Origin of the sequence: Methylocystis sp. H62 (assembly GCF_015709515.1) — a bacterium.
Taxonomy (GTDB): Bacteria; Pseudomonadota; Alphaproteobacteria; order Rhizobiales; family Beijerinckiaceae; genus Methylocystis.
Genome location: NZ_JADNQZ010000022.1, coordinates 1 through 10,466 on the forward strand (window position 1 = coordinate 1; position 10,466 = coordinate 10,466).

General features: G+C 54.8%; 4 protein-coding genes and 7 pseudogenes. 5 read left to right on the forward strand and 6 right to left on the reverse strand.

Going from position 1 to position 10,466, the window contains the following annotated elements; genetic code table 11:
• Positions 1–504 (forward strand): annotated as a pseudogene (locus tag IYY11_RS00585) (IS630 family transposase); the annotation flags it as partial.
• A gap of 73 nt (positions 505–577) precedes the next feature.
• Here IYY11_RS00585 and tnpA read toward each other — a convergent pair.
• From tnpA to IYY11_RS00610, 5 genes and pseudogenes are all read right to left on the reverse strand, one after another.
• A pseudogene (gene tnpA, locus IYY11_RS23540) lies at positions 578–961 on the reverse strand (IS66-like element accessory protein TnpA); the annotation flags it as partial.
• A gap of 74 nt (positions 962–1,035) precedes the next feature.
• Positions 1,036–1,420, reverse strand: a pseudogene (locus IYY11_RS00595) (transposase); the annotation flags it as partial.
• 66 nt (positions 1,421–1,486) lie between these two features.
• Positions 1,487–1,842, reverse strand: a pseudogene (locus tag IYY11_RS00600) (transposase); the annotation flags it as partial.
• On the reverse strand, positions 1,835–2,419 hold the full coding sequence (locus tag IYY11_RS00605) for an ABC transporter permease (RefSeq protein WP_196402342.1): 585 nt from the start codon (positions 2,417–2,419) through the stop codon (positions 1,835–1,837). The gene IYY11_RS00605 and the pseudogene IYY11_RS00600, both read right to left, overlap by 8 nt.
• 316 nt (positions 2,420–2,735) lie before the next feature.
• Positions 2,736–3,038 (reverse strand): annotated as a pseudogene (locus tag IYY11_RS00610) (hypothetical protein); the annotation flags it as partial.
• A gap of 714 nt (positions 3,039–3,752) precedes the next feature.
• Here IYY11_RS00610 and IYY11_RS00615 point away from each other — a divergent pair.
• The 4 genes and pseudogenes from IYY11_RS00615 to IYY11_RS00630 all read left to right on the forward strand — a co-directional run.
• A complete protein-coding gene (locus IYY11_RS00615) occupies positions 3,753–4,439 on the forward strand; it encodes a class I SAM-dependent methyltransferase (protein WP_196402343.1) in 687 nt (228 codons plus the stop codon).
• Between the two features lie 81 nt (positions 4,440–4,520).
• Positions 4,521–5,603: a DUF563 domain-containing protein gene (locus tag IYY11_RS00620; protein ID WP_210331178.1), complete on the forward strand. Its 1,083-nt coding sequence runs from the start codon at positions 4,521–4,523 to the stop codon at positions 5,601–5,603.
• Positions 5,604–5,729: 126 nt separating this feature from the next.
• On the forward strand, positions 5,730–8,513 hold the full coding sequence (locus IYY11_RS00625; RefSeq protein WP_196402345.1) for a glycosyltransferase: 2,784 nt from the start codon (positions 5,730–5,732) through the stop codon (positions 8,511–8,513).
• Between the two features lie 294 nt (positions 8,514–8,807).
• Positions 8,808–9,543, forward strand: a pseudogene (locus IYY11_RS00630) (transposase); the annotation flags it as partial.
• Between the two features lie 95 nt (positions 9,544–9,638).
• Here IYY11_RS00630 and IYY11_RS00635 read toward each other — a convergent pair.
• Positions 9,639–10,466, reverse strand: a pseudogene (locus tag IYY11_RS00635) (IS630 family transposase); the annotation flags it as partial.

Here is a 10,466-nt window from a genome sequence, read left to right on the forward strand (position 1 = left end):
TTCATCGATGAGACCTGGACCACGACCAACATGGCGCGCAAATGCGGGCGCGAACAGAAAGGCGAGCGGCTGCGCGCGAGCGTTCCGCACGGACATTGGAAGACGACGACCTTCATCGGCGGTCTGCGCTGCGACCGCATGACGGCGCCGATGGTTCTCGACGGGCCGGTCAACGGCCAATAGTTCCAAGCCTATGTCGATCAGGTTCTGGTCCCGACGCTCTCGCGGGACGACATCGTGATCATGGACAATCTTGGCAGCCACAAGGGCGCCGGCGTGCGCATGGCCATCGAGGCGGCGGGCGCGACCCTGCTGTATCTCCCGCCTTACAGCCCCGACGTCAATCCGATCGAAAAGGCGTTCTCAAAACTCAAGGCCCTGTTGCGCAAGGCCGCAGAGCGAACCGTCGACGCGCTATGGGACAGGATCGGCCTGCTGCTGAAGGAGTTCTCGCCGACAGAATGCGCAAACTTCTTCGCCGCCGCAGGATATGAACCGGTTTAAGGCGAATCCGCTCTAGCGCGGATAAGACGCGACGCAGCGCTTCGGCGTCGACATCCGCGTCGAGCGACACCCGCGCGCCATTTGGCAGGCTGATCTCCATTGCCCCGCGTCGCGTGATTCTTCGCGGCTCGCGAACCGGCTTCGCCAACGCCAGCGGCGGCGCCAATGCTGGAGCCGTCACGGCGTGCAGCTCCACGAGCGACACCGGGACAACCCCCGGCGCGTCGCTGTCTCCCGCCACAGCAGAGGCTTCAGCCTCTTGCGCTGGCGCGCGCCGCCGATCAAGCCAACCCTCGCGGGCGCGGCGTATCCATTTGAAAACGAGATTGGCGTTCAGACCGTGGCGACGCGCAACCGCCGCAACAGACGCCCCGGGAGCCAGCGCTTCATCAACAATGCGCTGACGTTCTTCCAGGCTCCACGATCGCCGTGCGCCGCCATCCTTCGCCGCCGCCATCTGGTGTCCACCTCTTCCATGGTGGACACCTAATCAACTCCAATTGCACTGCGCTAGGCGGTCATCCGGTCACGCTTACGTTGCTTCGAACGATGTTGGCCGAGCACGCGGCAGGCGAAGCGTTCGGACACGCCGAACGCCTCCCTTGCACGCTCAACGCAGGCGCGACGGCGGGCGGGGCTTAAAAGTTTCCCGACGCAGCCTCCTTCAGGATTAGCTTCTCAAGCGTCAGATCAGACACCGCCTTGCGAAGCCGGGCGTTCTCCTGCTCGAGATCCTCAGCCGCTTGACCTGGTCGCTCTTCAGCCCGCCGTCTTCCTGGCCCCAGCGGTAATACGTCACTTCCGTAACGCCTATCGATCGAATGGCTTCCGCAACCGAATGCCCTTGCGTCGTCAGCGCGTCGACCTGACGAAGCTTCGCGACAATCTCCTCGGGCTTGTGCCGTTTCCTGCCCATCTCAAATCCTCCTCATAGGCTCAAAGCCATACTTCACGGAGGATCACTTTTCAGGGGGCAGACCAATCGACCGATCGCCTGGGCCTGCGCCCCCTTTGCCGCCACTGGCGGAGCGATGCACCTTGACCGCGGAGGAGTCGATGAGAAGCTGCGGCGGCGGGCCGCCAGCTTGCGCGAGCGCGTGGAAGAGATTGACCTACACGCCCTTGGCCGCCCACCGGACATAACGGTTGTAGAGCGTCTTCCGGCGGCCCGTATTCCGACGGCGCATCGATCCAGCGCCCGCCAGATTTCAGCACATGGACAATCCCGCTGATCACGCGCCGATCGTCGACCCGCGCCTTGCCCAGAGTGTCAGTGGGGAGGTGTGATCGCGACGTCGCGCCCAAGCCAACAACTTTATCAGTCCGAGCCCTAACCAAAAAATTTGCCGCGGAGAATTCTTTCTCCAATGAGACCGAGGACTAGGCTCACAGATGCGAGCGCCAAAACGAGAGTTTTATTCACAGCTTCGCTGTCGTAGCTCGCATAATATGCAGACCTCAGCCACTCAACGATGTTTAACAAAGGATTGTAGGCAGCGTAATCCCTTATCTCCTCTGGGAGAGTTGAAGTTGGAATATATACGCCCGAAAAAATATAAAGAATAACCATGGAAATTACGAAAAACACCATAAAATATGGCCCGAATATTGCACACATTACTACATTTAGGAAGCCCACGCCTACGCCGAAATATATCGCTGCTGCGACGGCTGTCCCTGCAGTTGCAAGATCTGTCGGAACTATGTCGACGTCGGCAAGATGCAAGCTCAACATGAAAACAACCAATACTATTGAGGCAGTTAGTGTCTCTAGTAGACAACGGCCGAAAATTAAATGGATCGGCTTCACGAGAGGGATATTAAGCAGGTGGCGATTCTGGAATACAGCCATTGCCATCATACGGCCCGGATATAGACAGAGTATGTAAGGTATCACACCCGTACCGACAAACATCGCCGGGCTATCGCCTATGGGCGCAATCATAGTACGGAGTAAATAGGCACCTTCAAGGATTGCTAGGTGACAAAGTGGCCAGGCGATGGCTATTAGATAGCTCAGATGGCTCGTGCCAAACCGCGTACGCATGTCCAACAGGAGCACAGAGAACACGATAAAGAAAAATTTGTTAACTTTGGCAGAAAACTTGGACTTTCCCTGGAGCTTTCGAAGAAGGCTTCGCGAGAGATACATTGATCCCATTTGTGCTCATCCCCGACAATTAAATTTTGCGTCATAGGTAGTAACAACCTCGCGATGCGGCGAAAAAATGTCAGAGGGTCGCTTGTATCGAGGCTCTTCGGGTCCAGACTAATACCCAAAATATGACGGTCCCAGCGATGCAGACGGCTGTGAGGGATTTCGCGGATTTTCGGTCGTAGCGGATTGCGATGTGCCTGAAGTCCTTGATCGGAAGTACTTTGATCGGCAAACATATGCTCGAGGGCGTTGAAATTGCGAGAGGAAGGGCGAGAAGCAGTTCTTCCACCTTCTATTGGCCTGGGGCGGAATATTCGGCATTGCGCCACCCTCCTCGAGCCCGACGGCGGATGGCTTCGCTGTCGTATCCCTTGTCGCCATGCGACCGCCAGATTTGAGCATTTGGATGATGCCGCAGATCACGCGACGGTCATCGACCCGCGCCTAGCCCCGAATATCGGTCGGTCGGAATATGGGACGCAATCTTCGAAACTGCCCGTCTGTCAGCCAGAATTAATCGTGAATCATCAGCGCTTCCTTTCGCAAGCCGTGAATCACAAAGCTCCGATCATGCCAAGCAATTTATGGGTCTGGACCCTAACATGCGAACTGGATCACCCATGCGGGCCACTGAAGCTTTCGCGCGAGAAGGTGCTCGCCTTCCTCGCGGAGCAATCGCGCAGCGTCGTCGCTATGGAGGCCTGCGGGAGCGCGAATCACTGGGGGCCAGCGATTTGCCCCCTATGAGGCATTATGTTCGGTTGATCCCACCAGTTTACGTTAAATCTTTCGTCAAGCAGCATCCACTCTAGCCGTTCGTCCACGTCGGAAGAGCTAAGGTGTCCCCGCGCATCGACTCGCCTCCGATCCTCTCGAACGAAAGGAATCAGAACGCAGCGGTTTGGCGAAGTTTTTAGAAGCGTCCAGATTCTGATCTAAGCCCAAGCACGCGCGGATGGCAGACGGGTCTTTTCTGCGTCGCTTTCAGGCCGCCAATCAACACCGAAATGGATTGACCGCCAAAAATGGTTACGCTATTTGAATTTAACACCACTCGCGGTGCGAAAGTCGGAGGCCATGCGGCAGCATAATGAAGCGCGCAGACGTTATTCAGGAACTCATTGGCTTGATTGGCGCAAAGTCATACCTCGAAATCGGCGTCAACCGAGGGGAGACTTTTCATGCTGTTCAATGTGGACGGAAAGTTGCGGTGGATCCGAATTTTCTCTTCGACGTCCAGCAAGCCGAGCAGCGCAATAAGAACGCTGTATATCAACAAACCACGAGTGACAGATTTTTCGAGAAGTCACCGAAAGGCGAAACATTCGACGTCATCTTCTTGGATGGCCTTCATACATATGATCAAACACTTCGCGATCTCTTGAACGCGGTTACGAAAGTCAACGCGGAAGGTATCATCATTATCGATGACGTTTTGCCTAGTAGTTACGCGGCCTCGCTTCCAGATTTGACGCTGGCGGAACGGGTGAAGGCGATAACGGGTGAAAAAGACATGTCCTGGATGGGCGACGTCTACCGCCTCGTCTATTTCATTGAATCATTTCTGCAACTTTATTCCTACGCAACTGTTGCCGAAAACCATGGCCAGCTGGTCATGTGGCGCGCCGGTCGCAATGCCGACGACGTCGGAAAGATGACCTCTCTCGAGGTCGCTCAGGCGGAGTTCTACAAGATCGTGACTTATCGTGACCCGCTCATCCTGCAACCTTTTGCGACAATCCTCTCTCGTATTAAGGAGGATCGAAGCAGAACGTAGCGAACGTATCAGTAGGTGGCGATGATGAGCGAATCCGGAGTCAAGGTGGAGCACTGGCGTTGGGATAAGAATGTCGTCCCCGTGTCGCTTGAAGAGGCACAGGCGGGAGCTGAAGGATTTGTCCAATTCATGCCGGGCGAATTGTCGCCCCAAGCGTCGCCTCTGCTCATCTATCCAGGAATGCAGCTGCAAGAGTGGCTTGAAAAAATTCACCGCGCGCGTGAGGAAGTCGCCCCTCTCGGATGTAATTTTTTGCGCAACGTTATCGTGAGAGAACATCTGATGATGTTTCGAGGCGAGCGACTGTTGGTGGAAGGCTCGCATCTTTCTGACGTTTCGATCGAATGGGCGAATGCTTACGGGATTCGCGAAAACGAACCCGTCCGCAATGCGTTACGTATCGAGCAACCCGTTATCAATGCACTGGGCCCAGGCTACCTGATTTACGGTCATTGGATCGTAGATTTTATTCCTCGCCTCGCGATTGCCAAGGCGTTGCTCGGGAAACATTTCGCATCTTACAAAACTCTCCTTCCCGCTGATGCCCCGGAATGGATTTTCGATTTAAGCGAATGCATTTTGGGTATAGAGCGGCAAGACTTTCTTCTTTATGATTCAAATCAAACGCGCTTAGATTGTGCACAGGTATGCGCCCCTACATTTGCGCACGGGCCCCAATATGGGTTCCATTCTTTTGTAAGGGAGATCTATTCAAAGGTAACGCCGGCGCCTGTGCAGCAAGCGCGAAAAATATGTATCTCCCGTAAACATTTCGAGAAGGGTACGCAAGGTCTGTGGAAGATGTTTGATAGCAGAGAACTCTTTGAAGAAGCTGCGACGGTAAGGGGGTACGAGATCGTTTATCCCGAGGCGATGAACTGTCTATCGCAAGTCGACCTATTCTCCCAGGCCAAAGTGATTTTGGGCGAGTATGGCTCCGCCTTACACAACTCGGTTTTTTCCAGGCCGGGAGCAGTGCTGGGAGCAATACGCTGTCCAAATTCTGTCCAATCGACTTTGGCTGCCGCGTTTGATCATCGCGTGGCATATCTTATTCCCGAGTCCGAGTGGGTCGATGAAAGAGGCGTTCAGCGCTACGCCTGCAGTAAGGCTCAGATCCACGAATTTATCGACTTTGTGGAAACCAAATCAAATGAAGTCTAAAGTCCACGCAGCAAGACAGCGAGGAACGGGCGAGATATGAAATCACCGAGATTTGTAGGATGGTTTCTCGCATCCCTTGGCTTATCGTCAAGATCATATAGCGAACGTGGGCTCGTTGATCGTGAATTGCGCAATCTTTATCAGGGCGGCGGGTTGTTCGATGGCGAGTGGTATATCGCCACCAATAAAGATTTGGGTTCAACGAATTTGGATCCGCTGGAGCATTATGTAAATCACGGCTGGCGCGAACTGCGCGACCCCAGCCCGCATTTTTCCATTTGGACCTATTTTACGCTTTACCCCGAAATACGGGCCTCAGGAATGGAGCCTCTCAAACATTTCATATTGCATGGCGATTCCGAGCAGCGTACCCCAAATCCAGCTTTCGATCCGAAATGGTACGCGGCTCGATACATGACAAATGTTTCTTCAGATATAACTCCCCTGCAGCATTTTCTAACTGAGGGGGCCAGCAAGGGATATTGGCCGCATCCGCTTTTTGATCCGAAATGGTACGCGATGAGCATAAAAAAAGCGGCGATGAACGGAAAGGAAATATATATTCATTTTCTTAACGCAGGGTTGGCGGCAAATCCCAACAGTTTTTTTGACAGCAGCTTTTATCTTCGCGAGAACCCGGACGTCAGCCGCTCAGGACTGCATCCATTGCTGCACTATTATCTTTTTGGCGGCTTTGAAGGGCGCAACCCAAGCGAATTCTTTGAATCTGGATGGTATCTTGCAACCAATCCAGACGTCGACAATGGGGGCATCAATCCGCTCGCTCACTATTTGCATTACGGACAGTCGGAAGGGCGGGCGGCGCGAAAGCCTTTGGCCGTATCCGTCAAAGAAGTCCACGGTCAGTTGTCCACATTGCGTATCAATGAATTTTTGCGATCATCGGCCCGGTTCTCCTTCCCAAAAAGGCAGGGGGCGAAGCACTGTATTTCAGTCATCATCATTCTTTTCAATAAGGCCAATTTAACGTTCGACTGCATCGATTCGCTCTACAAGATCGCGCAAACGAGTGAAGACTTGGATTTGGAAGTCATTATTTTTGACAATGCATCAACCGATAATACGAAAAAGCTCCTAGGTAGACTAGATAATGTCGTGGTTACTCAAAATGAAGAAAACGTCGGATTTCTTCGCGCCGTCAACCAAGCGGCGAAGGGTGCGCGAGGAAAATACTTACTCCTGCTCAACAATGATACGCAAGTTCAATTCGGGGCCCTTGAAGCTGCCTGTGACCTCTTGGATGAAGATCCAAGCGTCGGTGCCGTCGGTGCGCGACTTGTGCTGCCAGACGGAAAAGTGCAGGAAGCCGGTTCGATCATTTGGAAGGATGGAAGCTGTCTTGGTTATGGACGCGGCCGGTCTCTCGACGATCCGTCAGTAATGTTTCAGCGTGAAGTCGACTACTGCTCTGGCGCGTTCCTTATGACCCGAACGGATTTGTTCAGGCAGCTCGATGGTTTCGATGAAGCTTTTGCCCCAGCCTACTACGAGGAGGCAGATTACTGCGCGCGTTTGTGGCAAAAGGGGTATAAGATTGTATTCGAGCCCAACGCAACAATTATCCATTTTGAATTTGGTAGCGCTGCGTCCCGAGAATGGGCAGAGCAGCAACAAAAGAAAAACCAGATTCTTTTCGTCAAAAAGCACAGCTCCTTTCTTGCCTCGCGCTGGGTGCCGGAGCCCTTAAATGTTCCTCATGCGCGCTTTGCCGTTAGCACTCGGCATCGCGTCCTTTTCATCGAAGACCGCGTGCCCTTCCCCTGGATGGGATCAGGATTTCCGCGATCCAAGGAGTTGCTCGATTGTATCGTCGAAGCACTCGGCGACCAAGCGCATATTTCATTATGCATAACGAATGTACAGGATCTCGATTGGCCTGCGATTCGCGAAGTAGTCAACCGTCGGGTGGAAATAACAATAACCGATACGCATTCGAGCTTGGCGAAAGCTTTGTCGGAGCATCGCCCTGATCTGACCATCGTTTGCCGTCCGCACAATATGAAATTGCTTAATGAGGTGCTCGAGCAAAACCCTGAGCTCGGCGCGACCATGCGCGTCCTGTACGACGCGGAAGCGCTTTTTGCCGTACGTGACATTGAAAGGAAAAAGCTTCAGGGCGAGTTACTGACCGCGGCGCAAATCGATACACTCCTCGGGAATGAAATCGAATTAACCAAAAGGGCCTTCGCGGTGCTCACCGTTTCTGAGAGCGAGAAACAAATATTCGAGAAATACTGCTCTTGTCCTATTATTATTGTAGGCCATTCAGTCAACGAAAAAGTATATCGGACCCCCTTTGAGCAGCGTTCAGGATTTTTGTTTGTCGGTTCAATTCACGACGAAAATTCGCCAAATGCGGACTCACTTATTTGGTTTTTTGAGGAGATCTGGCCAAGAATTAAAAAGAGCCTCGGCCCAAAGGCCTTCCTCAAAGTCGCAGGCCCCAACAAATCGCGTGCGGTCAAGGCAAAGGTTCCTCCAGATGTTGAACTGCTCGGCAGAGTCGAGGATCTTGGCCCGGTGTACAGTAATGCCCGTGTTTTTATTGCGCCAACCCGTTTCAGCGCCGGCATTCCGTTGAAAGTATTGGAGGCTGCAGGAACGGGTGTGCCTTGCGTGATAACTCCGCAATTGTGTCAGCAGCTAAGTTGGAAAAACGGCCGTGAGTGCTTAGTCGGCGCTGACGCGGAAAACTTCGCTGAGCAATGTATCAAGCTGTATAACGATAGCGTCCTTTGGACCTCGGTGCAGAACTTTGCCCTCAAATCAATCGAGCAGCAATATAGCCCTTCCACCTTTAATACGGCCGTTCGGCGTTCCCTTGAGTTAGCGTTCTGTCAAGAAAGTTTGCATGACGCCAAAAACGCTTTCAGCGCAAAGGCGAGATGATCGAGTTGTGGCGGGAAGGCTGGTCCGGAGGCTTATGCGATCACCAATGGAAGGATATCGTAAAGATTTCAATCTAGGGTCCAGACCTATAAACCCGATGGCATGATCGGAGCTTTGTCATTCACGGCTTCCGAAAGGAAGCGCCGATTATTTTCGATCAATACTGGCTGACGGACGCGCAGTTTCGAAGATTGCGCGGCTGTATTCGCGTGAAAAGCTGGAGGCCCCCAAAAACCTCTGGCCAAATCGGCGTTGAGTTGATTCACTTGGTCATGTCGCAAGGGGACCGGGGCCATGGCGAAGGGAACGCCCGGATTTTTTGATGTCGACGAACGGCTGGCGGAACTGTCGGCCAAGGGCGACGATCTTGAGCGCGTGAAGGCGCTGGTCGATTTTGAGATGTTCCGGGCGGCGCTGGAGGCGGCAGCGCCACGTGCCGATCGCTCCAAGGGTGGGCGTCCGCCGTTCGATCATGTGTTCATGTTCAAGGTGCTGATCCTGCAAGCAATGCATTCGCTGTCGGACGAGCGCTGCGAATATCTGATCAAGGACCGCCTGTCGTTCATGTGCTTTCTCGGATTGGGTTTGGCCGACGCGGTTCCCGACGCCAATACGATCTGAACGTTCCGTGAGGCGCGGAAGAAGGCGAATGCGGCCACCGTCTTGTTCGAGCAGTTTGACGCAGCGCTGCGCGAGGCCGGCTTTCTCGCGGTGTCGGGCCAGATCGTCGACGCCACGATTGTCGCCGCGCCCAAGCAGCGCAATACGAACGGCGAGAAGCGGGCAATCAAGGACGGCCGCATTCCAGAGGGCTGGAAGGACAAGCCGGCGAAACTCGCGCAGAAAGATCGCGATGCGCGCTGGACGGTCAAATATACGAAAGCCAAAGTGCGGGGGGACGGCTCGGTTCCGCCGGTCGATCTCGCCATTCCCGCCTTCGGATACAAGAACCATGTGTCGATCGACCGGGCGCATGGGCTGATCCGCAAATGGACGGCGACACACGCCGCCGCGCATGACGGCGCAAGGCCCGAGGAGGTTCTCGACCGCCCCCGTTTACTCTGTGAGGCCAGTAGCCCGACAACATCGCGCCGTCGCGAATAGAGCGGCTGGAGCGGATTCGCCTTAAACCGGTTCATATCCTGCGGCGGCGAAGAAGTTTGCGCATTCTGTCGGCGAGAACTCCTTCAGCCGCAGGCCGATCCTGTCCCCTAGCGCGTCGACGGTTCGCTCTGCGGCCTTGCGCAACAGGGCCTTGAGTTTTGAGAGCGCCTTTTCGATCGGATTGACGTCGGGGCTGTAAGGCGGGAGATACAGCAGGGTCGCGCCCGCCGCCTCGATTGGCCTTGCGCACGCCGGCGCCCTTGTGGCTGCCAAGATTGTCCATGATCACGATGTCGTCCCGCGAGAGCGTCGGGACCAGAACCTGATCGACATAGGCTTGGAACCATTGGCCGTTGACCGGCCCGTCGAGAACCATCGGCGCCGTCATGCGGTCGCAGCGCAGACCGCCGATGAAGGTCGTCGTCTTCCAATGTCCGTGCGGAACGCTCGCGCGCAGCCGCTCGCCTTTCTGTTCGCGCCCGCATTTGCGCGCCATGTTGGTCGTGGTCCAGGTCTCATCGATGAAGACGAGCCTTTCCGGATCGAGATCGAGCTGGCTCTCGAACCAGGCTTCGCGCCGCGCCTTTACGTCCGGGCGGTCCTGTTCGCTCGCATGGGCGGTCTTTTTTTGAACGTCAGACCGCAACGGTCGAGAAACGTCCACAATGTCGCGCGACTGGCCTTCACGCCGCGCTCGGCAAGCAGCCGCTCCAGGAGTTCGCTGATCGTCAAGTCCGGCGTCGCCTCGATCAATCCCAGCAAATAGGGGATCGAGCTTCGAGCGTCGAGGCTGTCCCTGCTTGCGCGCCGTGCGCTCCCCGGTCTCTCGCGCCCGCCGCACCCAGACAA